This is a genomic window from Methylocystis sp. H4A, from assembly GCF_015709545.1.
GTDB lineage: Bacteria > Pseudomonadota > Alphaproteobacteria > Rhizobiales > Beijerinckiaceae > Methylocystis > Methylocystis silviterrae.
Genome location: NZ_JADNQY010000016.1, coordinates 90,589 through 113,678 on the forward strand (window position 1 = coordinate 90,589; position 23,090 = coordinate 113,678).

At 63.4% G+C, this 23,090-nt stretch carries 22 protein-coding genes, 1 tRNA gene and 1 pseudogene; 14 read left to right on the forward strand and 10 right to left on the reverse strand.

Annotated elements, in window-relative coordinates; genetic code table 11:
- Window positions 1-86: 86 nt before the first annotated feature.
- Genes IYW40_RS03445 through IYW40_RS03455 form a run of 3 tightly spaced genes read left to right on the forward strand, consistent with a single transcriptional unit; the run spans window position 87 to window position 4,959 of the window.
- Window positions 87-2,648 carry a plasma-membrane proton-efflux P-type ATPase gene (locus IYW40_RS03445; protein WP_196399386.1) on the forward strand — a complete coding sequence of 854 codons (2,562 nt, stop codon included), beginning with the start codon at window positions 87-89 and terminating at the stop codon, window positions 2,646-2,648.
- 32 nt (window positions 2,649-2,680) lie between these two features.
- On the forward strand, window positions 2,681-3,535 hold the full coding sequence (locus IYW40_RS03450) for a polyphosphate kinase 2 family protein (RefSeq protein ID WP_196399387.1): 855 nt from the start codon (window positions 2,681-2,683) through the stop codon (window positions 3,533-3,535).
- Window positions 3,532-4,959, forward strand: a complete 1,428-nt coding sequence (locus tag IYW40_RS03455) for an MFS transporter (protein WP_196399388.1) — start codon at window positions 3,532-3,534, stop codon at window positions 4,957-4,959. The genes IYW40_RS03450 and IYW40_RS03455 overlap by 4 nt, the downstream gene beginning before the upstream one ends.
- A 190-nt stretch (window positions 4,960-5,149) precedes the next feature.
- Here the strand turns inward: IYW40_RS03455 and IYW40_RS03460 are convergent, their stop codons facing one another.
- From IYW40_RS03460 to IYW40_RS03485, 6 genes are all read right to left on the reverse strand, one after another.
- Window positions 5,150-5,530, reverse strand: coding sequence for a cytochrome C oxidase subunit IV family protein (locus tag IYW40_RS03460; RefSeq protein ID WP_175094278.1), 381 nt, complete (start codon window positions 5,528-5,530; stop codon window positions 5,150-5,152).
- A 20-nt stretch (window positions 5,531-5,550) separates the two neighbouring features.
- Entirely contained in the window at window positions 5,551-6,279 is a 729-nt protein-coding gene (locus IYW40_RS03465) for a heme-copper oxidase subunit III family protein (protein WP_196399389.1), read from the reverse strand.
- A gap of 12 nt (window positions 6,280-6,291) precedes the next feature.
- On the reverse strand, window positions 6,292-7,002 hold the full coding sequence (locus IYW40_RS03470; protein ID WP_196399390.1) for a cytochrome c oxidase subunit 3: 711 nt from the start codon (window positions 7,000-7,002) through the stop codon (window positions 6,292-6,294).
- The gene (locus tag IYW40_RS03475; RefSeq protein ID WP_196399391.1) at window positions 6,999-8,765 is read right to left on the reverse strand and encodes a cbb3-type cytochrome c oxidase subunit I; all 1,767 of its coding nucleotides are present in this window, start codon (window positions 8,763-8,765) and stop codon (window positions 6,999-7,001) included. The genes IYW40_RS03470 and IYW40_RS03475 overlap by 4 nt, the downstream gene beginning before the upstream one ends.
- A 115-nt stretch (window positions 8,766-8,880) precedes the next feature.
- Window positions 8,881-9,708: a cytochrome c oxidase subunit II gene (locus IYW40_RS03480; protein ID WP_196399392.1), complete on the reverse strand. Its 828-nt coding sequence runs from the start codon at window positions 9,706-9,708 to the stop codon at window positions 8,881-8,883.
- Between the two features lie 254 nt (window positions 9,709-9,962).
- Window positions 9,963-10,691, reverse strand: a complete 729-nt coding sequence (locus IYW40_RS03485) for an invasion associated locus B family protein (protein WP_196399426.1) — start codon at window positions 10,689-10,691, stop codon at window positions 9,963-9,965.
- Between the two features lie 368 nt (window positions 10,692-11,059).
- On the opposite strand from IYW40_RS03485, the gene IYW40_RS03490 reads away from it, so the two are divergent.
- The 6 genes from IYW40_RS03490 (at window position 11,060) to IYW40_RS03515 (ending at window position 16,000) form a co-directional block, all read left to right on the forward strand.
- On the forward strand, window positions 11,060-12,889 hold the full coding sequence (locus IYW40_RS03490; RefSeq protein ID WP_196399393.1) for an extracellular solute-binding protein: 1,830 nt from the start codon (window positions 11,060-11,062) through the stop codon (window positions 12,887-12,889).
- Between the two features lie 181 nt (window positions 12,890-13,070).
- Entirely contained in the window at window positions 13,071-14,063 is a 993-nt protein-coding gene (locus IYW40_RS03495) for a stomatin-like protein (protein ID WP_196399394.1), read from the forward strand.
- Between the two features lie 2 nt (window positions 14,064-14,065).
- Window positions 14,066-14,530: an NfeD family protein gene (locus IYW40_RS03500; protein WP_196399395.1), complete on the forward strand. Its 465-nt coding sequence runs from the start codon at window positions 14,066-14,068 to the stop codon at window positions 14,528-14,530.
- A gap of 98 nt (window positions 14,531-14,628) precedes the next feature.
- Window positions 14,629-15,015 carry a type II toxin-antitoxin system RelE/ParE family toxin gene (locus IYW40_RS03505; RefSeq protein ID WP_196399396.1) on the forward strand — a complete coding sequence of 129 codons (387 nt, stop codon included), beginning with the start codon at window positions 14,629-14,631 and terminating at the stop codon, window positions 15,013-15,015.
- The gene (locus IYW40_RS03510) at window positions 14,993-15,328 is read left to right on the forward strand and encodes a helix-turn-helix domain-containing protein (RefSeq protein WP_196399397.1); all 336 of its coding nucleotides are present in this window, start codon (window positions 14,993-14,995) and stop codon (window positions 15,326-15,328) included. The genes IYW40_RS03505 and IYW40_RS03510 overlap by 23 nt, the downstream gene beginning before the upstream one ends.
- A 165-nt stretch (window positions 15,329-15,493) precedes the next feature.
- On the forward strand, window positions 15,494-16,000 hold the full coding sequence (locus IYW40_RS03515) for a hypothetical protein (RefSeq protein WP_196399398.1): 507 nt from the start codon (window positions 15,494-15,496) through the stop codon (window positions 15,998-16,000).
- Between the two features lie 11 nt (window positions 16,001-16,011).
- Here IYW40_RS03515 and IYW40_RS03520 read toward each other — a convergent pair.
- A pseudogene (locus IYW40_RS03520) lies at window positions 16,012-16,161 on the reverse strand (helix-turn-helix domain-containing protein); the annotation flags it as partial.
- A 225-nt stretch (window positions 16,162-16,386) separates the two neighbouring features.
- Between IYW40_RS03520 and mutL the strand changes: the two are divergent.
- From mutL to msrA, 3 genes are all read left to right on the forward strand, one after another.
- Complete coding sequence (mutL, locus tag IYW40_RS03525) at window positions 16,387-18,165, forward strand: DNA mismatch repair endonuclease MutL (protein WP_196399400.1); 1,779 nt, start codon at window positions 16,387-16,389, stop codon at window positions 18,163-18,165.
- Between the two features lie 92 nt (window positions 18,166-18,257).
- A complete protein-coding gene (gene msrB, locus IYW40_RS03530; RefSeq protein ID WP_196399427.1) occupies window positions 18,258-18,767 on the forward strand; it encodes a peptide-methionine (R)-S-oxide reductase MsrB in 510 nt (169 codons plus the stop codon).
- A gap of 11 nt (window positions 18,768-18,778) precedes the next feature.
- Entirely contained in the window at window positions 18,779-19,453 is a 675-nt protein-coding gene (gene msrA, locus IYW40_RS03535; protein WP_196399401.1) for a peptide-methionine (S)-S-oxide reductase MsrA, read from the forward strand.
- A 277-nt stretch (window positions 19,454-19,730) separates the two neighbouring features.
- On the opposite strand, the gene IYW40_RS03540 is transcribed toward msrA, so the two are convergent.
- Window positions 19,731-19,820, reverse strand: a tRNA-Ser gene (locus IYW40_RS03540).
- Window positions 19,821-20,072: 252 nt separating this feature from the next.
- Here IYW40_RS03540 and IYW40_RS03545 point away from each other — a divergent pair.
- Both IYW40_RS03545 and IYW40_RS03550 read left to right on the forward strand, forming a co-directional pair.
- A complete protein-coding gene (locus tag IYW40_RS03545) occupies window positions 20,073-20,309 on the forward strand; it encodes an AbrB/MazE/SpoVT family DNA-binding domain-containing protein (protein WP_196399402.1) in 237 nt (78 codons plus the stop codon).
- A gap of 4 nt (window positions 20,310-20,313) precedes the next feature.
- The gene (locus IYW40_RS03550; protein WP_196399403.1) at window positions 20,314-20,703 is read left to right on the forward strand and encodes a PIN domain-containing protein; all 390 of its coding nucleotides are present in this window, start codon (window positions 20,314-20,316) and stop codon (window positions 20,701-20,703) included.
- Window positions 20,704-20,709: 6 nt separating this feature from the next.
- Here the strand turns inward: IYW40_RS03550 and prfB are convergent.
- Both prfB and IYW40_RS03560 read right to left on the reverse strand, forming a co-directional pair.
- A protein-coding gene (gene prfB, locus IYW40_RS03555; protein ID WP_196399404.1) for a peptide chain release factor 2 occupies window positions 20,710-21,838 on the reverse strand; the annotation gives its coding sequence in 2 pieces (ribosomal slippage) (window positions 20,710-21,768 and window positions 21,770-21,838; 1,128 coding nt in all).
- Between the two features lie 100 nt (window positions 21,839-21,938).
- On the reverse strand, window positions 21,939-23,027 hold the full coding sequence (locus IYW40_RS03560) for a CorA family divalent cation transporter (RefSeq protein ID WP_196399405.1): 1,089 nt from the start codon (window positions 23,025-23,027) through the stop codon (window positions 21,939-21,941).
- Window positions 23,028-23,090 lie beyond the last annotated feature (63 nt).

A 23,090-nucleotide genomic window follows, 5' to 3' on the forward strand; every position in this document is an offset into this window, starting at 1 on the left:
CTTTTTGAGCGAGTCTCTTGGCGCGACTCGGATCACGCCGTAAGATTCGGTTCGGATATTTTGATGATCTGATAGGGAGAGCAAGCATGCCGGACGTCAGCGCGAAATCGCCGGCGGGCCAATCTTCGCCACCGCTTTCCCTAGATCCGGCGCAGGTCAGAATCTCGCAGCGACTTGAGACGCTGAAGACGACAGAGAGCGGCCTCACCGCCGCCGAAGCGGCGCGGCGGCTCGCGGAATACGGCCCAAACGCGCTAGAGGACAAGACGGAAAGCAAGTGGCGCCGTCTGCTCAACTATTTCTGGGGACCGCTGCCGTTCCTTATTGAAGCCGCCGCCGTCATCTCCGCCGTGCGGCGGGATTGGCCGGATTTCGGCGTCGTCGCGGGTCTTCTTCTCTATAACGCCGTGGTCGGCTTCTGGCAGGACAACAAGGCGGCGAACGCGCTCGCGGCGCTAAAGAAAAACCTCGCGCCCCGCGCGCGTGTGATGCGCGACGGCGCCTGGACGACGATCCCCGCCATCGAACTGACGCCGGGCGATATCGTCAGCGTCGCCGCGGGCCAGATCATCCCCGCGGATCTCCTGCTCATTGAAGGCGATTATTTGAGCTGCGATCAGGCGGCGCTCACCGGCGAATCGCTGCCGGTCTCCAAGAAAATCGGCGACGACGCCTATGCGGGCGCAATTGCTAAACAAGGCGCCATGACTGGCGTGGTCACGGCGACGGGCGAGCGCACCTTCTTCGGGCGCACCGCGAAGCTCGTCGGCGCCGCCGGCGCCGTTTCGCATTCGCAGCGCGCGGTGACGGAGGTCGGCGATTTTCTTCTCGTGCTCGCATTTTTTCTGGCGCTGATCCTCGTCGGCGCGCAGCTCTATCGGGAAGTCATCGCGCCGGACGACTGGAGCTGGGATCGCGTTGGCTCCATCGCCCAATATGTGCTGGTGCTGTTGATCGCATCGATTCCGGTCGCGCTGCCGGCGGTCATGTCCGTGACGATGGCGATCGGCGCCTATGCGCTCTCTTTGCAGAAGGCCATTGTTTCGCGCCTGAATGCGATCGAGGAGCTTGCCGGGGTCGACGTGCTGTGCAGCGACAAAACCGGCACGCTGACGATGAACAAGCTCACGGTGCAAAGCGCCATTTCCTATGGCGCTTTCAAGAGTGACGACGTGTTGCTCTTCGCTGCGCTGGCGACCCAAAAAAGCAGCGAAGACGCGATCGACCTCGCCGTGATGGCGGCGCTGCCGGCGCATGATGCGCTCGACGCCTTCAAGCAGAAGGCGTTCACGCCGTTCGATCCCGTCAGCAAACGCACCATCTCGACGGTCGCCGACGCCTCTGGCGGCGTTCGCCACTACGCCAAGGGGGCGCCGCAGGCGATATCCGCGCTCGTGCGGCCCGATTCGCAGACTCTGCAGCGCTATCAGAACGAGGTGGCCGCGCTCGCCGTCAAAGGGCAGCGCGCGCTGGGCGTCGCCATGTCGGAAGATGGCGCACGGTGGCAACTGGTCGGATTGATCTCGCTGATGGACCCGCCGCGCGCCGACGCCAAGGCGACAATCGCGGAGGCGCGCGCGCTCGGGCTGCAAGTCAAGATGGTGACCGGCGATGACGTCGCCATCGGCGATGAGATCGCCGCCCAGCTCGGCATGGGTTCGCATCTTCTCGTCGCGAGCGATGTCTTCAAAGGCGACGTCAAGGCCGGCGCTCTGCCGCGCAGCGTCGTCGACGCGGTGGAGCGGGCCGACGGATTCGGCAGAGTGTTCCCGGAACACAAATATGAGATCGTCAAGGCGCTTCAGTCGGTCGGCCATATCGTCGCGATGACCGGCGACGGCGTAAACGACGCGCCGGCCCTGAAACAAGCGGATTGCGGCATCGCCGTCAGCGGCGCGACCGATGCGGCGCGAAGCGCCGCCGCATTGATCCTCACGGCGCCGGGGCTTTCGACCATCGTCAATGCGATCCGCGTGTCGCGTCAGATTTTCCAGCGCATCGAAAGCTACATTTACTATCGGATCGCCATGACGCTCGACATCATGATCGTCGTCGTCGCGTCGATCGTGTTTTTCGACTTTCAGCCGCTCACCGCCATCATGATCGTCGCGCTCGCGCTCCTCGACGACATCCCGATCATGACGATCGCCTACGACAATGTCCCCGTCGCGCCGCAGCCGGTGAGATGGGACATGCACCGCATCTTCATTTTCGCTTCGCTGATGGGACTGATCGCGGTCGCCGAGACTTTCGGGTTTTTGCTGATCGGCATGCGCTGGACGCTCGACGCTTCGCTGCAGACGATGATCCCGATCGATCCCGGCCAGCTCCAGACCCTGCTGTTTCTGCAGCTCGCCGTCGGCGGCCATCTGCTGCTGTTCAGCGTGCGCACCAAAAAGGCGATTTTTGCGCCGCCTTATCCCAGCGCCAGACTCTTCTGGGCGATCGCGGCGACGCAGGTCGTCGCCGTGTTGCTCTGCCTTTACGGAGTCGGCGTCGACGCCGTTCCCGGCGCGGCGATCGTCGGCGTGTGGCTTTACTGCCTGCTCTGGGTCGTCGTGACTGAGATTGTGAAGATGATCTACTGGCGTCTGGCCGGACGGCGCGACAAGAACCTGACGGCGAGCCACGTCGCTCTCACCAGTTGAACGAGAGCGACGAGACGAAGGAGGCGGAGCAAATGAAATTCGTCAAGAAGTTCCGCGTCGAGCCCGGCTCGGACGTCAATCTTGGATCAATCGATCCGGGTTTTCATGGCGACTTTGCGAATGACGCCCAAACGGCGCAGGAATTGCAGCGCAATCTCACGCGCATTACCGAGCTGCAGCGCAAACTCTACGCCGACCGCACGCATTCTCTGCTGATCGTCTTGCAGGGCATCGACAGCGCCGGCAAGGACGGCACCTGCTGGCATGTCATCAGCGCCATGGACCCGCAGGGCGTGCAGGTGACGGGATTCAAGCAGCCGACCCCCGAAGAAAAGGAGCACGACTTTCTGTGGCGCGTCCATCCGCATGCGCCGCAACGCGGCTACGTTTCGATCTTCAATCGCTCGCATTACGAAGACGTGCTCGTCGTGCGCGTGCATAAGCTCGCGCCAAAAGAGGTGTGGAAGCCGCGCTATGATTTCATCAACGAATGGGAAAAGCTGCTCACGGTAGAAAACAAGACGACGATTCTGAAATTCTTCCTCTATATCTCGAAGGACGAACAGCTCAAGCGCTTCAAGGCGCGGCTCGACGATCCGGCGAATCAATGGAAGATCAGCGCCAGCGACTATTCCGAGCGCCAAAAATGGGACGATTATATCAAGGCCTTCGAGGCGGCCTTGTCGCGCTGCTCGACCGAACATGCGCCCTGGTACGTCATCCCGGCAAATCACAAATGGTTTCGCAATCTCGCGGTTTCCAGCATCATCGCCGATACGCTCGACGATCTTAATCTGAAGCTGCCGAAGCCCTCCGTCGACATCGACGAAATCCGCAAGCTTTATCAACAAGCAAAGAACGAAGAGGAACGGAGCAAGGCCGGGTGACGGCCTCGCCATTGAACGCCGCCTCGGTCTTTTCCGCGCTCGACGAAGCGCCGATGACATGGCGTCATTACGCCTATTGGCTCGCAGCGAGCGGCGGCGCGTTTTTGGACGGCTTCTCGGTGTCCGCCCTCGGCGTCGCGCTGCCGCTGCTCAAGCGGGACTTTCCGATCAGTCCGCTTTTTGTCGGCCTGATTGGATCGGCGCTGGTGCTCGGCGCGGTCGCGGGGTCGGCGCTCGGCGGCATCGGCGCGGACAGATTCGGCCGCAAGCGCGTCTTCATCGCCGACATGGCGATCATCGCGCTCGCGTGCTTTATCGGCGCGGCGGCGCCGAACGCCCACGTCATCCTGCTGTCGCAGTTCCTGCTTGGCGTTGGCGTCGGCATCGATTTTCCGACGAGCGGCGCCTATGTGTCGGAGCTCATGCCGCGCGCGACGCGCAACAGAATGACGGTCGCGACGATCGCCCTGCAGTCGGTCGGCATGGCGGCGGCGGCTCTCGCCGGCCTCGCTTTATTGAAGCTACGGCCGTCAACAGAAGACTGGCGGCTGCTGTTCGGCGCCAGCGGCATGATTGCGTTGCTTTTCTTATCCGCGCGCCTATGGGCGCCAGAAAGCGTGCGCTGGCTGGTGGCGAAGGGGCGGATCAGCGAAGCGACGGCGCTGCTCAGGACATTATTGGTCGAGTTCGGCGAGACGCCTGTGAGCCTTCGCGCGGAAGCGGTCGCCGTGGCGGCGTCGAAGCGGGCTTCCGCGCCCAAGGCGCAGGACGTCGGCTATTCGGCGCTGTTCCGCGAAGCCTATCGCGCCCGCACGATGCTCGTCTCCTTGCCGTGGATGCTGATGGACGTCGCGACCTATGGCGTCGGTCTGTTCACGCCCGTCATTCTCGGCGCCATGCATCTCGGCGCGGCCGACGCGGGCTCGCTCGCGGCCGACTTCGCCGACGCGGAAGGCAGCGCCATCGTCGACGCTTTTCTGATCATCGGCTTTGTGGCGAGCCTCTGGGCGGTTCCGCGCTTTGGGCGGATCACCATGCAGGTCGCGGGATTTAGCGGCATGGGGCTCGGCATGCTGCTGTTGCTCTTCGCCGCGATGTCGGACAATGGCGCGAACGCCCATCTTGCCTTCGTCATCGGCGGCTTCATGCTGTTCAATTTCGCGATGAACGCCGGACCCAACGCCACGACCTTCACCCTCGCGCCGACGCTGTTCCCGACGGCGATTCGCGCCTCGGCGAGCGGCTTCGCGGCGGCGAGCGCCAAGGTCGGCGCGACTTTCGGCACATTCGTGGTGCCGCAACTGCAGGCCGGCTGGGGACTCACGGGCGTCGTCGCCCTCATGGTCGCCGTCAGCGTCGCGGGGCTGGTGACGACGGCCGGCCTGGCGCATGCGGTCAATGAGGAGGGAGCGCTCGAGGAATAGCCGAGGCGGCGCTATTGCAGATGCGCGACCAGCGTCCAGGCCCCGAGAAAAATGATCATGACGAGGCAGAGCGCCGAGAGGACGATGAGGATCGCCTTATTGGCGACGCGCTGATCGTCCCTTCGCATTCGCGATTCTCCGACGGCCCGAGATCAGCGCGATTCATTCAGGCGGAGCGGGCGAGCCCGCGTCACGCGCCGAAAAAGATCACGCGCAGATAGTTGGTGTAGTCGCCTTCCCACGCCATCATCGCCATCAGAACCAGCACCGCCATCGGCGGCGCCAGAATGGCGACGACCAGCGCCAGCCGCTCCCACGCCATGTGCATGAAGACGGCGACGATGAGCCCCGCCTTCAGCAGCATGAACAGGACGATCAGGAACCATCGCAAATAGCCCTGAAAGTCGAAATAATCGACGAGATAGGAGCAGGCGCTCAGAAAGAAGAGCAGCCCCCACACCAGAAGATAGAGCTTGATTGGATGCTGCTGGCCATGCGCCTGCGCCGCGGGCTGCGCCGCTTGCGCGACCGGCGCATGGCTGTGCGTCGTATTTTCCGTCGTCGCCGTCATCAGTTCCCCCGTCGGAGACGTCACCACAGATAGAAGAATGCGAAGATGAAGACCCATACGAGATCCACGAAGTGCCAATATAGGCCCATGATCTCGACGATCTCGTATCTGCCCTTGCGGCTCGTGAAAAAGCCGCGCCGTCCGACGTCATAATCGCCGCGCCAGACGGCGCGCGCCACGATGAGCAGGAAAATCACGCCGATCGACACGTGGAAGCCGTGAAAACCAGTGATCATGAAGAAGCTCGAGCCGAACTGCGCCGCGCCGAAGGGATTGCCCCATGGCCGCACGCCTTCGTGAATGAGCTTGGTCCATTCGAAGGCCTGCATGCCGACGAAAGCGGCGCCAAAGAACGCCGTCACCAGCATTAAAATCGCGGCCTTCCTGCGCTCGCGCGCATAGGCGAAGTTGACGGCCATCGCCATGGTGCCCGAGCTCGTGATGAGATCGAAGGTCATGATGGCGATGAGGATGAGCGGGATCTTCTTGCCGCCGATCTCGAGAGCGAAGATTTCGCTCGGGTGCGGCCATTCCACCGTCGTGGACATGCGCACCGTCATGTAAGAAATCAGAAAGCAGCTGAAGACGAAGGTGTCGCTGACGAGGAAGATCCACATCATCGCCTTGCCCCAGGACGCGCTCTTGAAAGAGCGCTGATCCGAGGACCAGTCAGCGACCATGCCGTGCAGGCTGCTCCGCAGCGTGGGCTCAGTCGTTACATGTTCAGTCGTGACAGGCTCCGCCGTCATAGCGCATTCCCTTTACGAAAGCAGACGCCGGCAGATGGCGCCGAAACCATCGGCCCAACCGATCAGCATGGCGAACATCAGCAACCAGACGAACAGCAGAAAATGCCAATAGATGGCGCAGAGCTCGACGCTCGTCGTCAGCGCCTTGGTGACTCGCTCGGCGCCGCGCACCTTGTCGGTGGTTCGCGCAAGCGCCACCAGACCGCCAATGAGATGCAGCGCATGCACGCCCGTCAGCAGATAGAAGAAGGCGTTGGCGGCGTTGCTCGAGGCGAAGAACCGCAGCTCGAGAAGTTCGCGCCACGCCCAGATCTGGCCGATCAGGAAAAGAGCAGCGGTTACGGCTCCGACAAGCAGCGCCGTCTTGACCCGCTCGGCGTTGGCGCGCCGGGCGGCGAAGACCGCGACCTGCAGGGCGACGCTGCTGGCGGCGAGCAGAAACGTGTTGACCCAGAGCACGCCGGGGATCGGCGGCATCTGCCAATCGGGCGCGTCGCCGCGCATGAAAAAGGCGGCGGCGAGCAGAGAGAATAGACAGCCGGCGACGGCGAGAAAGACCGCGAGCCCCACTCTCCCGGCCGTCGGCGGCTCGGCGCCGCCGGCGCGACGATAATGCGCGACCTCGCCTTCCTCGAGCCAGGGCGACTCCAGCACCCCCTGGCGCACCAACCACATGACCGCAACAGTGGCGATAAAGACGAAGAAGAGCCCCATGACGCTCATGGCGAACGCTCTCCTCTCACCGGCGGCGCGTTCTGCGGCAGATAATCCTCCGGCGCGCCGGGCACGCTATAGGCGTAAGGCCAGCGATAAACCACCGGCAGATTCTTGCCCCAATTGCCGTGACCCGGCGGCGTTTCGGGAGTCTGCCATTCGAGCGAAGCGGCGCGCCACGGATTGCCGCCGGCCGGCGCGCCATGCTTCAGGCTCTTGAACAGATTGTAGAAGAAGATCGATTGCGCGAAACCGACCGCCAACGCGATGACCGTGATCACAATGTTGAGCGTGGCGGCCGACGCGGGAACGAAGGCGGTTTCGCCCATCTCATAGAAGCGCCGCGGCATCCCGAGCACGCCGAGATAGTGCATCGGAAAGAAGATCGCATAGGCGCCAAGGAAGGTGATCCAGAAGTGAATCTTGCCGAGCCGCTCGTCCATCATGCGGCCGGTGATCTTCGGATACCAATGATAGATGGCGCCGAAGATGACGAGCACCGGCGCGATGCCCATCACCATGTGGAAATGGGCGACGACGAATAGCGTCGCCGACAGCGGCACGTCGACGATGACATTGCCGAGATAGAGGCCGGTGATGCCGCCATTGACGAAGGTGACGAGGAATCCCAGCGCGAACAGCATCGGCGTCGTGAAATGGATGTCGGCGTGCCAAAGGGTCAGCACCCAATTATACACCTTCAGCGCCGTCGGCACCGCGATCGCGAGCGTCGTCACCGCGAAGAAGAACCCGAACCACGGGTCCATGCCGCTGATATACATATGGTGGCCCCAGACCACCATGCTGAGCACGCCGATGGCGATGATGGCCCAGACCATCATTCTGTAACCGAAGATGTTCTTGCGCGCATGCACGCTGATCAGATCGGAAACGATGCCGAAGGCCGGCAGCGCGACGATATAGACCTCGGGATGGCCGAAGAACCAGAACAGATGCTGGAACAGGATCGGGCTGCCGCCGACATAGTCCTTGCGCTCGCCGAGTTCGACGAGCGACGGCATGAAGAAGCTGGTGCCGAGCGTGCGGTCGAGGAGCAGCATGAGGCAGGCGACGAAGAGGCCGGGGAAGGCGAGAAGCGCCATGACCGCGGCGGAGAAGATGCCCCAAACCGTCAGCGGCATGCGCATCAGCGTCATGCCTCGGGTGCGCGCCTGCAGCACCGTCACCACGTAATTCAGTCCACCCATCGTGAAACCGACGATGAAGAGGATCAACGAAACGAGCATCAGGATGATGCCGTATTCGTGGCCCGGCGTGCCCGTCAGGATTGATTGCGGCGGATAAAGGGTCCAGCCGGCGCCGGTCGGCCCGCCAGGGAAGAAATAGCTCGAGACGAGAACCAGGGTCGCGATCAGATAGACCCAGAAGCTGAGCATGTTGACGTAAGGGAACACCATGTCCCTCGCGCCGACCATCAGCGGAATGAGATAATTGCCGAAGCCGCCGAGAAAGATGGCGGTGAGCATGTAGACGACCATGATCATGCCATGCATGGTCACGGACTGGTAATAGACACTGGCGTCAATGAAAGGGATCGCCCCTGGAAAGGCGAGCTGCAGGCGAATCACCCATGACAGCACCAGGGCCAAAATGCCGACCGTGATGGCCGTGCCGGCGTATTGAATGGCGATGACCTTGGCGTCCTGGCTGAACACATATTTCGTGATCCAGCTGTGTGCGTGATAGAGTTCGACGTCGGCCACCTCCGCCGGCGGCGGCGCGACGTTCTGGGGTACGCTGGCGTCGGTCATGGAACGATCCTCCCTTCGCCGCTATCGCGCTTCCGGCGAACGATCGAGCCCCGTCGCAGCGGCGCTCGGTCAGCGGCGATGAATGTCAAAGCGGCGCAACTCGCATCGGTGAGCGTCATTGAGCAGAGGCCCGCTTGTCTCGGCCTGCGTCGCTCTTGCGCGACTGCTCGAACGTCTGCTGCGCCGTGCGCCAAGTCTCGAAGTCGGCCTCCGACTCAATGACCATCTTGCCGCGCATCTGCGGATGCCCTGTGCCGCAATAGGCGGCGCAAAGGATCTCATATTCGCCGATCTTGGTCGGCGTGAACCAAAAATATGTGACGATGCCCGGCACGAGGTCCATCTTCGCCCTGATCTCGGGGACATAGAAGTCATGTAGGACGTCGATCGAGCGCAGCAGGACCTTGACCGGTTTGCCGATCGGCAGGTGCAGTTCCCCGCTTGTGATCAGCTGATCATCCTGTCCCTTCGGATCGGCCGGGCTCAGACCCATGGAATTGGTTGAGTCGATGTAGCGCACGTCGCTCGAGCCGAGCTGGGCGTCAGCGCCCGGCAGGCGGAAGCTCCAGTTCCACTGGACTCCCACCGCTTCGATCACCATCGCGTCCTTAGGCACGGTGATGAACTGACCCCAGACGAACAGGCCGGGCGCGAGGAGAATGATGACGGCGATCGTCGTGACGATCCCGAGCCAGGCTTCGAGCTTCTGATTCTCCGGCTCATAGGCGGCGCGCCGGCCCGGCACATGGCGAAAGCGATAGAGGCAATACGCCATAAACAGGATGACGGCGACGAATCCGGCCCCCGTCACCAGGAAGGTCAGCCCCATCGTATCGTCGATGAAGCCCCAGTTCGACGCGATCGGCGTCGCCCGCCAGGGACTCAACACGTGAAACAGGATCGAACCCGCGACGACCAGGAGCATAGCGATGGCAATAGACATGCGTGCTTTGACCTCGCCGCTAGCTGTCGATGAATATCGCCCGACAGCCTATATAGACCGGCTAATCGCCGCGCGTCAAAGTGTCGCTGCAGTTGTGCGCCGACTCGTCGGGGGTCCAGCGAATCTCCGGGAAAAGATGAGGGTGGAGGGGCGACGCCGCGCTACGCGTTATTCGCCCCCGGGCGCCATGGCCGCAAAAAAAACCCGCGCGGGAGCGTCCCGCGCGGGCGTTCGTCTTCGGGCTCGTTACAAACTTATTTCTTCGCGGCGGCCGGCGCGGGCTTCGGCGCGGGCGATGTGGCGGCGCCCTTCTGGGCCTCGAGCTTCTTGCGCTCCTCCTCGGCCTTTTTCTGCAGTTCCTCCTGCAGCTTCTTTTGCTGCTCTTCGAGGACCTTGGGGTCGACGGCGGGGCCGTCGAAGGCTTTGCCGAAATTGGCGAGCGGCAGATAGAAGGTGACCTCGCCGTTCGCCTGATTCTTAACGACCACCGTCATCTTTTCGGCCTTCTTCATGCCGTCGACGACCGCCTTCTTGACCTTCGCCTCGGCGAAGCAGCCATTCGGGAAGCAGATTTCGAACGCGCCGCTTTCCGGCGCTCCCTTATCGATCGAAAAGCGGAAGCCGGGTTTCAGCATGAGGCCTGGCGGCAGCAGCAGGCGGATGATCTTCTGATCGTCGCCCTTGGGATCGTAAATCGCGAGCGCGAGCAGCGGCTGGGGCGCCTCGCCCTCCTTCGCCGACACGCCGAAGTCGCGCGTCGTGTAGCACATTTCCTTTTTGGTCTGCGGATCAGCGCCGCACACCTTGGTCCAGTCCGGCTGGACAGCCACGAGTTCGGCGGCGATCGGCCCCTGAGGCTGCTGTTGCTGCTGCTGCTGCGCTGCGCCGGCCGCGGGCGCCTGCTGCGCCAATGCGCCGCCGCCGACGAACAGCAACGCTCCCGCAAGGGCGATCGCGCAAGAACGCGAGATATGGGTCGACATCGGAAGTTCCTTTCGATTGTCCTGCTGGCCGGCGCTCTCCGGCTCCGGATAGTTTCGAGATCGCGTCATAACGGGAGCCGCCTTCGCGCCACAGCGCCATGGAACTTGTACCAGCCCGTGTTCCAGCGCGATCGCGAGACGCCGACGAGGCGACGGCAACGCTCTTACATGGTCGCGGCAGTAAATTCCAGCCGGACGGAGCGCTCAATGCTTGGCGGGGGCGCTTTTTGCCCACAACTATCGCAAAAAAATGGCCGAAAACTTAAGCGCGACTCGCTTCTTGCGACAGGACGTTGGATTATGGTCCGCCGATGAAGATTCACCCGATTCCTGCCAGACGCCCCGCCAGCGGCGGCGGCGAACAGCGAATGCGGGGGCGCCGCGCGCTCAGCTTCGCCCTGTCGCTCCTTATCGCCGCGCCCGCTTCGGGCGCCGCCCCAGCCTTGCGGGCGGCCGAAGCGCCCTGCCCGACGCACGGGATCGCCATGCACGGCGCGCCCGCTTTGCCGAGCGATTTCCATCACTTCCCTTACGCCGAGCCGGAAGCGAAGAAGGGCGGCAAACTTCGCGTCGGCCTCGCCGGCACCTTCGACAGCCTCAACCCGTTCAATCTGAAGTCGGGAACCGCGGCGCAGGGGCTTGTCGGCAATGTTTTCCAGGGCCTGATGGCCCGCTCGCAAGACGAACCCTTCACCCTCTACGGCCTGATCGCGCAGTCGATCGACGTCGATCGGGCGCGTTCGCAGGTGACCTTCCATCTCGACCCGCGCGCGCGCTTTTCCGACGGCAAGCCGATCACCGCGGAAGACGTGCTGTTCTCGTTCGATCTCTTAAAGACGAAGGGCCGGCCGCAGCAGCGCATCGCCTACGGCCTGGTCAAATCGATCGACGCGCCCGACGCGCATACCGTCCATTACGACCTCTCTGGCGTCGGCGACCGGGAGCTGCCGCTCATTCTCGCGATCATGCCGGTGCTGCCCAAACACGCGACCGACGTCGAGCGCTTCTCCGAAGCGACGCTCGCCAAGCCCGTCGGCTCCGGCCCCTATGTGATTGCGGACGCGCAAGTCGGCGCGCGCCTGCTGCTGCGCCGCAACAAGGACTATTGGGGCGCCGACCTGCCGAGCCAGCGCGGATTCTACAATTTCGACGAGATCGACATTCAATATTTCCGCGACGGCAACTCCCTCTTCGAGGCCTTTAAGGCGGGGCTGCTCGACTATCGCGATGAAACGAGCACGACCCGCTGGGCGAGCGGCTACGACTTCCCGGCGCTCACGGAAGGCCGCGTGGTGAAGGAGACGCTGAAAAACGAAAATCCCAAAGGCATGGAGGGGTTCGTCTTCAATACGCGCCGTCCCCTGTTCAAGGACATCCGCCTGCGCGAAGCGCTCGGCATGATGTTCGACTTCGAATGGGTCAACACGAATCTCTACGCCGGCCTCTACACCCGCACGAAAAGCTTCTTCGACGAATCCGAATTGTCTTCCTCTGGCCGCCCGGCGTCCCCCGGGGAGCGCGCCTTGCTGGCGCCGTTTCCGGACGCCGTGCGCGAAGACATTATGGAAGGCCGCTGGCGACCGCCCGTCAATGACGGGTCGGGCCGCGACCGCGAGATGGCCAAGCGCGCGCTCGATCTGCTCGAGAGCGCCGGCTACCGCATCGAAAACGGCGTTTTGCGCAAGGACGACGAGCCTGTCGCCTTCGAGATCATGGTCAAGGACCGCAATCAGGAGCGGCTTGCGCTCAACTATGCCGGCTCGCTGCAGCGCATCGGCGTCGACGCCCGCGTGCGTCTCGTCGACGAGGTGCAATATCAGCGGCGGCGCCAGAAGTTCGATTTCGACATGATGCTCGGCCAGTGGGTCGCCTCGGCGTCGCCGGGCAATGAGCAGCGCATGCGCTGGGGCTCTTCGAGCGCAAACCAGGAAGCCTCCTTCAACCTCGCCGGCGCCGCCGCGCCGGCGATCGATGCGCTCATCGCCGCCCTGCTGGCCGCGACGAGCCACGACGATTTCATCACCGCCGTTCGCGCCTACGACCGCGTGCTGCTGTCCGGCTTCTACGTCGTGCCGCTGTTTCACGCGTCCGACCAATGGCTCGCGCATTCGACCGACATTGCGCGCCCGGCGCGATTGCCGCGCTATGCATCGCCGATGTTCGGTCCGACGCTCGAAAGCTGGTGGCGACAGCGCTGAGCATCGCGCGAGACATGCGCCGGCGCACGCCTTCGGCGTGTCTGACGCGCTAGACGTCGATGGGCGCCCGGGGCTCGCCTTCGCGGGAAGGCCTCCGCCCCATGCGCCATGAATAGGAGCGCCCGTGTCCCAGTCGCTCGATAACATTCTCTCAACGCGCCTGTCGCGGAGGGTTCATTCCATGGGTTTCGCACTTTTTGTCGTCGGCGCCGCCGCAATCGGCCTCTTAATCATCGACCGCTCCTTCAACCTCGGCCTGCCGATCGGCCTCTTCCAAAATCCGCTGTTCTGGTTCGCCTATGTCGCGCTGCTGGCGCTGTCGACGATGGTGCGCTTCGTGCGCCAGCAGACCGTGCTCGTCATCGAGCGGCTGGGCCGCTACAACCGATCGCTGACCGCGGGCGTCAATTTCGTCTGGCCGATCGTCGAGCGGGTGGCCTACACTTTCGATCTGCGCGAACAGGTGATCGACGTGCCGGAGCAGGACGCGATCACCAAGGACAACGCCACCGTCACCATCGACGGCGTTCTCTATTACAAGATCGTCAACGCCAAGGACGCCGCCTATGGCGCGCAGGACATCCGCCGCGCCATCATCAATCTGGCGCAGACCTCGATGCGCTCGGCCATCGGCTCGATGGAGCTCGACAAGACCTTCGAGAACCGAAGCGAGATCAATGAGCGGGTGGTGCGCGCCGTCTCCGACGCCGCCCAGCTCTGGGGGGCGCATGTCACGCGCTATGAGATCAAGGACATCGCCATGCCCGAATCGTTGCGCCAGTCGATGGAGCGGCAGATGAAGGCCGAGCGCGACAAGCGGGCGACGGTGCTCGAATCGGAAGGCGTGAAACAATCCGAGATCAACCGCGCCGAAGGCGAGAAACAGGCGGCGATCCTGCGCGCCGAAGGCCAGGCGAAGGCGATCGAACTGGTGCGCACGCAAATCACCCAGGTCGGCGGCGATCAGGCAGTGCAGCTCGAAGTCGCCAAAAGCGCCATCGAGCAATATGGCCGCCTCGCCAAGGCCGGCAATTCGCTGGTGCTGATGGGCGACGGCGCCGACCCCGCCGGCTGGATCGCCAAGGCGATGGCGGTGCTCAAAGCGGTCAACGCCAGCCCTGCGTCGAACGAAGCGCAGCAGCGCCGCGCGCAGCCCTGGCGGGAAGCGGAATAAAGATGGAGCCCGCCTTCCTCTACGATCCCGCCAATGCGAGCCTGATCGCCGGCCTGATCCTGCTCGGACTCGACATCGTCGTGATCGGCCTGTCGCCGGTGATGTTCGTGGCGGTGGGCGCGCTACTGACCAGCGCGGTTCTCTATGCGACCGGCTGGCGGCCGTCGCTCGTCGAAACCGCGGCGATCGTCGCCGGCGCCGGCCTGCTGATCGCCATCGTCGGCAGGAAGCCGCTGCAGCGGTTTCAAAACGCCGACATCGAAGAAGATAAGAGCAGCGATCTGATCGGCCGCGAATTGACGACGACGCATGAGGTGACGAAGAGGCATGGCGTCATCTTCTGGTCCGGCGTCGAATGGCAGGCGCGACTCGCCGAAGATTCGCCGGTCGAGAGCCTTGCGCCCGGCGCGAGGGCGCGGGTGGTGGCGGTGGAGAATTTGGCGCTGGTGCTGGCGCCGCTGTCCTGAAGTTCGCGCGCACGAACTTGGCCTGCCGCGAAATCCCGTGCGATTAAGGTTGAGATTATAGTTCAGCGTGCTATAGTTTATAGCATTATGGAGCCGCGGTGCGGGTTTTCAAAATCCGATGGTTTGCGCGGTTCGCGCGCAGCGAACGGCTTGACGACGAGAGCCTGAGCGAAGCGATCAGGCGCGCCGCGCGGGGGCTCATTGACGCCGATTTAGGAGGCGGCCTCATCAAGCAGCGCGTCGCAAGGCGTGGCCGGGGACGTTCGGGCGGCTATCGGATGATCGTCGCCTATCGTGTGAAGGAGCGCGCCGTTTTCCTCTACGGGTTCGCCAAGAACGAAAGGGAAAACATCGAACCGAAGGAATTGGAAGATTTGCGCCTTGTGGCGCGCGGATGGCTTGAAGCCACATCGGAACGCATCGAGACGGCCCTTAAAGACGGAGCAATTCAGGAGGTGCAGCATGACGAAGAAAGCGACGCCTAGCCGTTTGCGCGAAGCTATTCTCGAAACGGCTGGAGACATGCGCCGCCTTGGAATCATGGACGAGGCCACGCACGAGAAGATCACCTTGCGTCAGTTGGGAAAGGAGGTTGCGCCCGAACCCGCGCCGATCACGGGCGAGGAAATCCGGAGCCTTCGTGAAAAGGCGCGGTTGAGCCAAGCGGTTTTCGCCCGCTATCTCAATCTGACGGTCGGCTATGTTTCACAGTTGGAGCGCGGCGCAAAGCGGCCAAGCGGCCCTGCCCTCGTCTTGCTCGATCTCATCCGCCGCAAAGGTATCGAAGCGATCCTCTAGGCCGCGTCGATGATTTACGGCAAAGCGCGAGTCTCGACCGACGGCCAAAGCGTTGACGCGCAGGTGAAGGCGCTACGCGCCGCTGTAGCGGGGAAGATATTCAAATAGACGGTCACAATTTCGCGACTTGCAATATGATTCAAGCAATAAAGACATGAGGCGGTGATGGCTACTGAGATGGGAGAGTATCTAGTCGGTGCATATTTGAAGCTTGTCCTAAAATGCAGCGTCGTTGATTATAATGCTCGTCCACCCGGCGGCGGCCTTTCAGGTCTTGGGGAGCTCGACGTAATCGGATTCGACTTTGTTAACCGTAAGGCATACCTCTGTGAGGTCACGACCCACTTGGATGGCTTACTTATCGGTGGAGGCGGCGACAGCACAGTAAGGAAAATTACAGACAAATATAATCGCCAGCAAACCTACGCTTCGAATTATTTGAGTGATTTCGCGCCTAGTTACATGTTTTGGTCGCCTGTTGTTCGGCCGGGACTCGTGGAGGGGCTTAAGTCACTCAAAGGGTTAGAATTATTCATCAACGAAGACTATAGCAACGCAGTCGCGTCTCTTCGCGACTTAGCGAAAGAGTCAACGGCGGATTCCAACAATCCGGCGTTCCGAATTCTCCAAATTTTGGAGCACATGCGGGCTAAGCGGGAAGTTCCCTGGTAGACCTTTCGCGCTCAGATTATCGCCTCAAGACCGCGCGCCTTCACGATTGAGAGTAGCTTGAGCGAGAAGCCGCTTGGCTTCTTTTCGCCGCGCTCCCATTTGCTCACCAGTTTCGGCTTTACCTTCAACACGCTGGCGAACACGCCTTGGCTCACACCTTCGCGCTTCTTGCGCGCTCTGGAGCTCGCCCTCGTGCTTCGAGACGGCTCCTACGGAGCCTCCTCAGCATGAGGGCGAGGATGGCTGTCCTTCACCTGATTGCCCGGCAATCCGCCCGACCTGCCCCGCAACGCGCTGCTTGATAAGGTTGCCCATCCGTCATAGCGATTGCTGCCCAAGAGCCGCTATACTTTACGAAACCCTGACCCTTTGAACCCCCTTCGCCCATGCCTGTTCGCCGTCTCGATCCCCTTCTCGTCGATCGCATCGCCGCCGGCGAGGTGGTCGAGCGGCCGGCGTCCGCCGTCAAGGAGCTTGTCGAGAACGCGCTCGACGCCGGCGCGACGCGCATCGACGTCGCGGTCGAACACGGCGGCAAGGGACTCATCCGCGTCATCGACGACGGAAGCGGCATGGACGCACGCGACCTGGCGCTCGCGATCGAGCGCCACGCGACGTCGAAAATCCCCGACGGCGATTTGACCAGCATCGCGACGCTTGGCTTTCGCGGCGAGGCGCTGCCGTCGATCGCGGCGGTGGCGGATCTGACGATCGAAACGCGGGCGATGGGCGCCCCGCACGGCTGTTCAATCCGAGTCGACGCCGGCGAAAAGCGCGGACTCTCCGCCTCAAACTGGCCACGCGGCACCAAGATCGAAGCGCGCGCGCTGTTCGCCGCGACGCCGGCGCGGCTCAAGTTCCTCAAGACCGAGCGCACCGAAACCGCGGCGATCGTCGATGTCGTCAAGCGACTCGCCATGGCCCATCCGCAGGCGCGGTTCTCGCTGTCCGCCGACAGCGGCGCGCTCTTCGACTATCCGCCCTGCGGCGACGATTCCGCGCGGCGCATCTTCCAGATCCTTGGCGAAGAATTCGCCGCCAACGCGTTTCGGCTTGAAGCGGAGCGCGACGGCGTGCGCCTTTCGGGCCTTGCCGGGCTGCCGACCTACAGTCGCGGCAACGCCCAGATGCAATATGTCTATGTCAATGGACGGCCGGTGCGCGACAAGCTCTTCGCCGGCGCCATTCGCGCCGCCTATCTCGATTTTTTGAGTTCCGACCGCCATCCCGTCGCCGCGCTTTTCATCGACTGCGATCCGCGCAGCGTCGACGTCAATGTGCATCCGGCCAAGGCGGAGGTGCGCTTCGCCGATCCGGGGCTGGTGCGCGGCCTCGTCGTCGGCGCGTTGAAGCAGGCGCTCGCCGAGAAGAGCCATCGCAGCGCCGATACAAACGCGCGCGCGGCGATCGACGCTTTGGCGCGCGGCAATGGCGCCCCATATCGCGCGCCGGCGCCGGCGAACTGGAGCCTGTCGCGCTCGCCTTACGCGCCGGCCGGCTTCGAAGACCAGCCACAGGCCGCTTTTGAGGCCGGCGCGCCGATGGCCGACGCGCGCGCGCATGAGACGCCTGCGCCGGAGCCCGAGTCGCCGCTCGGCGCCGCGCGCGCTCAATTGCATGAAACCTACATCATCGCCCAGACGCAGGACGGTCTCGTCATCGTCGACCAGCACGCGGCGCATGAACGCATCGTCTACGAGAAGCTCAAACGCCAGCGCGAGGCGGCCGGCGTCGCGCGACAGATGCTGCTGATCCCCGCCGTTGTCGAACTCGATGAGTCGCGCATGAACGCGCTTGCGCCGGCGCTGGACGAACTTGCGGCGCTTGGTCTCGCGCTTGAAACTTTCGGTCCCGGCGCCATGCTCGTGCGCGAGACGCCGGCGTTGCTCGGCGAGGTCGACTGCAAGCGTCTCGTGGAGGACATCGCCGACCTCTTGTCGGAAGAAGGCGACGCGCGCGGACTTTCGCGCCGGCTCGATCACGTGCTCGCGACCTGCGCCTGCCATCATTCGGTGCGGGCCGGCAGGCGGCTTTCGGCGCCCGAGATGAATGCGCTGCTGCGCGAGATGGAGACGACCCCGGGGGCAGGCCAATGCAATCACGGCCGGCCCACCTATATTGAGCTGAAGCTCGCCGACATCGAAAAGCTCTTCGGACGCAGGTGAAACGGAAATTCTCTGGGATGCCGTAACGTTTTCCGGCTCGCGGGCGAATTGGAGAGAGACCGCAGGAGCCGATCTTGAATCGTCGCAGCCTCATGTCCGGCGCCTTTTTTCTGGCCTTCGCGCGGAACGCCCATGCCGCCGCCGAAATGGTCGAGGTCGAAACATTCGACTCGAACGGCAGGAGCCTCGGTCTTTCGCGCGTCGAAAAAATCGTCAAGACCGAGGCCGAGTGGCGGGCGCAACTGTCGCCGCTCGCCTTCGAGGTCACGCGCAAGGACGGCACGGAGCGCGCGTTTACCGGACCCGACTGGGATAATCACGCCGACGGACTCTATCGCTGCGTATGCTGCGATACCGCGCTGTTCGACTCCAAAACAAAATATGACTCTGGCACAGGCTGGCCGAGCTTCTTCGCGCCGATTTCAAAGGCGAATGTCGTGGAAAGCGCCGACACGGCGTTCGGCATGAGACGCGTCGCCGTCTCCTGCAAGCGCTGCGACGCGCATCTTGGCCATGTCTTCACAGACGGTCCGAGGCCAACGGGGCTGCGCTACTGCATGAACGGCGTCGCGCTGCGTTTTGTGGGTCGCGGACAAGCGTAGGAGATATCGCGATGAGAGTCGCCGCCGTTCTTGTCGCCGCACTGATCATGCTGGTTTCCTTGCGCGCCGGCGCCGCCGAGCGCACCGTCGTCTTGCCCGCGCCGGCTTACAATCCGCCAGCCGCGAGCGGCGGCGAACAGAAGCTCGTCGTCGCCGGCGGCTGTTTTTGGGGCGTGCAAGGCGTGTTTCAGCGCGTCAAGGGCGTCTCGCGCGCGGTATCCGGCTATGCCGGCGGCGCCAAGGAGTCGGCCCGCTACGAGAAGGTTTCCGGGGGCGACACCGGTCACGCTGAATCGGTCGAAATCACTTATGATCCAAAGACCGTGAGCCTTGGAGAACTGCTGCGCGTCTACTTTTCCGTCGCGCATGATCCAACGCAGCTTAACCGCCAGGGCCCTGACGCAGGCGCGCAATACCGTTCAACGATTTTCGTCGCGAACGCCGAGCAGGAAAAGGCTGCGCGCAACTATATTGCGCAGCTGTCTGGCTCGAAGGCCTTCTCGGCCCCGATCGTCACGACGCTCGAACCGCTCAGGGCGTTCTACCCGGCGGAGACCTATCATCAGGACTATCTGCTTCGTCATCCCGCGCAGCCTTACATCGTCTACAATGACCTGCCGAAGATCGACGACCTCAAGCGCCTCTTCCCATCGCTCTATCGCGAAAGTCCGGCGCTGACCAACTGATCCGCCAAAGACGCGAGCCGGGTTGCGGCGGGCGCGCTCCGGCGGCCATGGACTCGCGCTGCGCTCCGCTTGCTATACGAGCGCCGATGCCGAGCTCATCAACAAGTCCATATGTCGGCGACGACGTCGTCGACGCCAAGGTTGAACGAATTCGTGTCGCGCGGAAGAGTCATCGCCGCTCGCGACGCCGGGGCAGAGCGGAAACGCTCCGGCCGCGAGACGCACTGCTTCGAAATGACGTTCGCGATCATAATCGAGTTCATGAGCGCGCGTCAGTTGGCGGAGAGGGAGGGATTTGAACCCCCGATACGGTTGCCCGTATGCCGCATTTCGAGTGCGGTGCTTTCAACCACTCAGCCACCTCTCCGCGGCTCATGCGTGGCGTGTCGCAGATAGCACGCGCTCGCCCGCGGGGGCAAGCGCGTGCCGTGCGCGCGGACGCAACTAAATTCGTCGCCCCGCCGCATTATGGCGCTGCGTTATTTTTTGAAATCGGTTGGCGTGGCGCGGTCGCCGGGGTCGGACGGGTCCGAAGGCGATCCCGTTCAGTGGCGGCCGTTCTGTGAGGGACGTATATACTCAGATTGACAGAACGCGGCCGCCTTGGCAGACTGATGTCATGAGCTCCACGCGCATTTTCAAATCGGGCAACAGTCTGGCGGTAAGAATTCCACGCGGAATCGCTTTCGACGAGGGCGCCGAGGTTGTCGTGCGGCGGCAAGGCGGAAGTCTCGTGGTGACGCCGGCGCGGCTCGATATGGCCGAACTCGTCGCGCGGCTCAAAGCCGCGCCGCCGCCGGCCTCGATCGCGCGCCCCGAGTTCAAGCCGCCCAAGCGGCTGTTCGACGCCCGCTAGCGCGATGGCGCGCTACCTCCTCGACACCAATATCGTCATCGCCGCGGCGCTTGGTCTTCCCGGCGTGCTCGATCGGCTCGCCGCGCTCGAGGTCGGCGACGTGGCGGTCTCGGCGATCAGTCTCGCCGAGACGCTTGGCGCAGCCGCCGCCGAACATAACGGACGGCTCGCGGAGAATATCGCGCTGCTCGCCGAGAATCTGGATGCGCTGCCCTTCGACCGCGGCGCCGCCGACGCCTATGGGGCGCTGCTCCGCAAACTAGACCCGAAGCGCCGCCGCACGCTGGATCGAATGATCGCCGCGCAAGCGCTCGATCTCCGGCTCACGCTGGTCGTGGCGAATAGCGAGGATTTCGACGATATTCCTGGACTTACGGTGGAAAAATGGGCGTGAGCGCCGCTACTCGACGTCCTCGACCGTCTCGGGACCGCCATATATGCGCTGCGCCAGTGAGGCCTGCATGAAGTCGTCGAGTTCGCCGTCGAGAACGTCGGAGGGCGTCCCCGACGTGAAGCCGGAGCGCAGATCCTTCACCAGCTGATAGGGCTGCAGCACATAGCTGCGGATCTGATGGCCCCAGCCGATCTCGGTCTTTGAGGCCGCGACCTTGTTGGCCTCGGCTTCGCGCATTTCGAGCTCGCGTTCATAGAGCCTTGCGCGCAGCATGTTCCAGGCGGTGGCGCGGTTCTTGTGCTGCGAGCGTTCCGCCTGACAGGCGACGACGATGCCGGTGGGAATATGGGTGATGCGGATCGCCGAATCTGTCGTATTGACGTGCTGGCCGCCCGCGCCTGATGATCTATACGTGTCTATACGACAATCGGATTCATTGACGTTCACCTCGATCCGGTCATCGACCACCGGATAGACCCAGACCGAGGCGAAGCTGGTATGTCGTCGGGCGTTGGAGTCGAAGGGCGAGATGCGCACCAGCCGATGCACGCCGGACTCGGTCTTCGCCCAGCCATGGGCGTTATGGCCCTTGACGAGCAGCGTGCCCGACTTGATGCCGGCCTCTTCGCCCGGCGTCTCCTCGATCACCTCGACCTTGAATTTGTGACGTTCGCCCCAGCGGGCGTACATGCGAAACAGCATGCGCGCCCAGTCCTGGCTCTCGGTGCCGCCGGCCCCGGAATGAACCTCGATGAAGGTGTCGTTGGCGTCGGCCTCGCCGGAAAACAGCGCCTCGGTCTGGCGAGCCCGCACCATCTTGAGGATGGCTTTCAGCGCCTCGACGCCCTCTTTTTCCGTCTCCGCGTCGCCCTCGGATTCGCCAAGCTCGACAAGCGTCAGCGCGTCTTCGAGTTCACGCTCGAGGCTTAAGAGCGCTCCCATCTGCTCTTCGAGCTGGGTGCGCTCGCGCATCAGTTTTTGAGCGGCTTCGGGATCGTTCCAGAGTTCCGGGTCTTCCGCCCGGACGTTCAGTTCGGCGAGACGCCGTTGCGAGGCGTCGACGTCAAAGATGCCTCCTCAGCAGTCCGATGGACTGCTCGATGTCGGCTTTCAGCGCAAGCGGTTCGGCGCGCATGGATTTCCCAGGTTGTGCTCGCAGGGCGTCTCGCCCCAGTCGGCGAGGAAGTTAGGCGGCGCGCGCGCGCCTGTAAACCCCGCAACTCACAAGCCCAATGTCAAAAACTCCTGTCCGCCGGCCGGTCCCGGCGCTCCGGCGCGGCCGGCCGCTGGTCCTCGATCTCGGGCGCGCCGGCAAGTCCCCAGCGGCGCATCAGGAAAAGCGCCGTCGCCGAGGCGAGCACGCAAAGGATCGTCGCGTAAAACGTGCCGTTCTCGTCCTCGGCGAAGAGCAGATTCTTGGTGTTCATGCCGAAATAGCCGGTGACGAAGGTCGCCGGCAGCAGCAGCATCGTCGTCACGGTCAAAGCATAGAGCCGGTCGTTGGTCTCCAGGCTGAGGATGGCGTTGAGCTCGTCCTGCAGGAGACGGGCGCGCTCCTGAAGGCTCGTGACGTCCTGTGTCAGCGCGCCGGCGTGCTGAATGAGCCTTGCCGCGGCGTCGCGCAGATCATTGTCCCGCTGTTCGTCGACCTCCTCCTCGATCGTTTCGAGGCGCGCCACCGTCGACGACAGGCCGCTGATCTGGCGCGCCAGGCGCACCGCGTCGCGCCGCGCGGCGCTGAGCGCCGGCCGCGCCTGGCGGCCGCGCTGATCGATGATGCGGTCCTCGACGCGATCGAACGCCGCGCCGAGTTCGGCGGCTTTGCGCGCCAGCCCGTCGATCAGCGCATCCGTCAGCATTTCGAACAGATCGATCGGCGAGGTGAGGCGCGCGCCGCGATTGATGGCGATGTGCGCCGCCTCGACGCTGTCCATCGGCAGCCGTCGCGCGCTGATGAAAAAGCTTGCTCCAGCGGCGAAGCGGACATAGTCGGTGCGCGAGGTCGGCCCGCCGAGATCGCGCTCATAGTCGAGCAGCGCGCCGCTGACCATCCCTTCCGAATATTCAAGATGCTGGTGGTCGACGGGATCGCACAGCGAATCGCGCGCGTCTTCGGAAAGCGCCGCGATGCGCGCCAGCAGCGGGCGCGTGCGCACGTCGGCGAGATCCATGTGCAGCCACAAGAATCCCTCGCGCGGCGCGCCGATATTTTCGAAGTCTTCGGCCGTTCCGGGCTCGGCTTCGCCGGCGCCGTTAAACCGCACAAACCACAGGCGCCCGGGAATGTCGGCGCGCGGCGCTTGTGCGAGGCGGTCTGAGATCATGGCGGGGCTCACGGGAAGGCTCGTCGAGAGAGAGCCTAGCGAAATATGACAGGCTCACGACAA

Coding starts and splice junctions, on each gene's coding strand:
- IYW40_RS03445 (WP_196399386.1), top strand. CDS start 87: ATGCCGGACGTCAGCGCGAAATCGCCGGCGGGCCAATCTTCGCCACCG.
- IYW40_RS03450 (WP_196399387.1), top strand. CDS start 2,681: ATGAAATTCGTCAAGAAGTTCCGCGTCGAGCCCGGCTCGGACGTCAAT.
- IYW40_RS03460 (WP_175094278.1), bottom strand. CDS start 5,530: ATGACGGCGACGACGGAAAATACGACGCACAGCCATGCGCCGGTCGCG.
- IYW40_RS03465 (WP_196399389.1), bottom strand. CDS start 6,279: ATGACGGCGGAGCCTGTCACGACTGAACATGTAACGACTGAGCCCACG.
- IYW40_RS03470 (WP_196399390.1), bottom strand. CDS start 7,002: ATGAGCGTCATGGGGCTCTTCTTCGTCTTTATCGCCACTGTTGCGGTC.
- IYW40_RS03475 (WP_196399391.1), bottom strand. CDS start 8,765: ATGACCGACGCCAGCGTACCCCAGAACGTCGCGCCGCCGCCGGCGGAG.
- IYW40_RS03480 (WP_196399392.1), bottom strand. CDS start 9,708: ATGTCTATTGCCATCGCTATGCTCCTGGTCGTCGCGGGTTCGATCCTG.
- IYW40_RS03485 (WP_196399426.1), bottom strand. CDS start 10,691: ATGTCGACCCATATCTCGCGTTCTTGCGCGATCGCCCTTGCGGGAGCG.
- IYW40_RS03490 (WP_196399393.1), top strand. CDS start 11,060: ATGCGGGGGCGCCGCGCGCTCAGCTTCGCCCTGTCGCTCCTTATCGCC.
- IYW40_RS03495 (WP_196399394.1), top strand. CDS start 13,071: ATGGGTTTCGCACTTTTTGTCGTCGGCGCCGCCGCAATCGGCCTCTTA.
- IYW40_RS03500 (WP_196399395.1), top strand. CDS start 14,066: ATGGAGCCCGCCTTCCTCTACGATCCCGCCAATGCGAGCCTGATCGCC.
- IYW40_RS03510 (WP_196399397.1), top strand. CDS start 14,993: ATGACGAAGAAAGCGACGCCTAGCCGTTTGCGCGAAGCTATTCTCGAA.
- IYW40_RS03515 (WP_196399398.1), top strand. CDS start 15,494: ATGGCTACTGAGATGGGAGAGTATCTAGTCGGTGCATATTTGAAGCTT.
- mutL (WP_196399400.1), top strand. CDS start 16,387: ATGCCTGTTCGCCGTCTCGATCCCCTTCTCGTCGATCGCATCGCCGCC.
- msrB (WP_196399427.1), top strand. CDS start 18,258: ATGTCCGGCGCCTTTTTTCTGGCCTTCGCGCGGAACGCCCATGCCGCC.
- msrA (WP_196399401.1), top strand. CDS start 18,779: ATGAGAGTCGCCGCCGTTCTTGTCGCCGCACTGATCATGCTGGTTTCC.
- IYW40_RS03545 (WP_196399402.1), top strand. CDS start 20,073: ATGAGCTCCACGCGCATTTTCAAATCGGGCAACAGTCTGGCGGTAAGA.
- IYW40_RS03550 (WP_196399403.1), top strand. CDS start 20,314: ATGGCGCGCTACCTCCTCGACACCAATATCGTCATCGCCGCGGCGCTT.
- IYW40_RS03560 (WP_196399405.1), bottom strand. CDS start 23,027: ATGATCTCAGACCGCCTCGCACAAGCGCCGCGCGCCGACATTCCCGGG.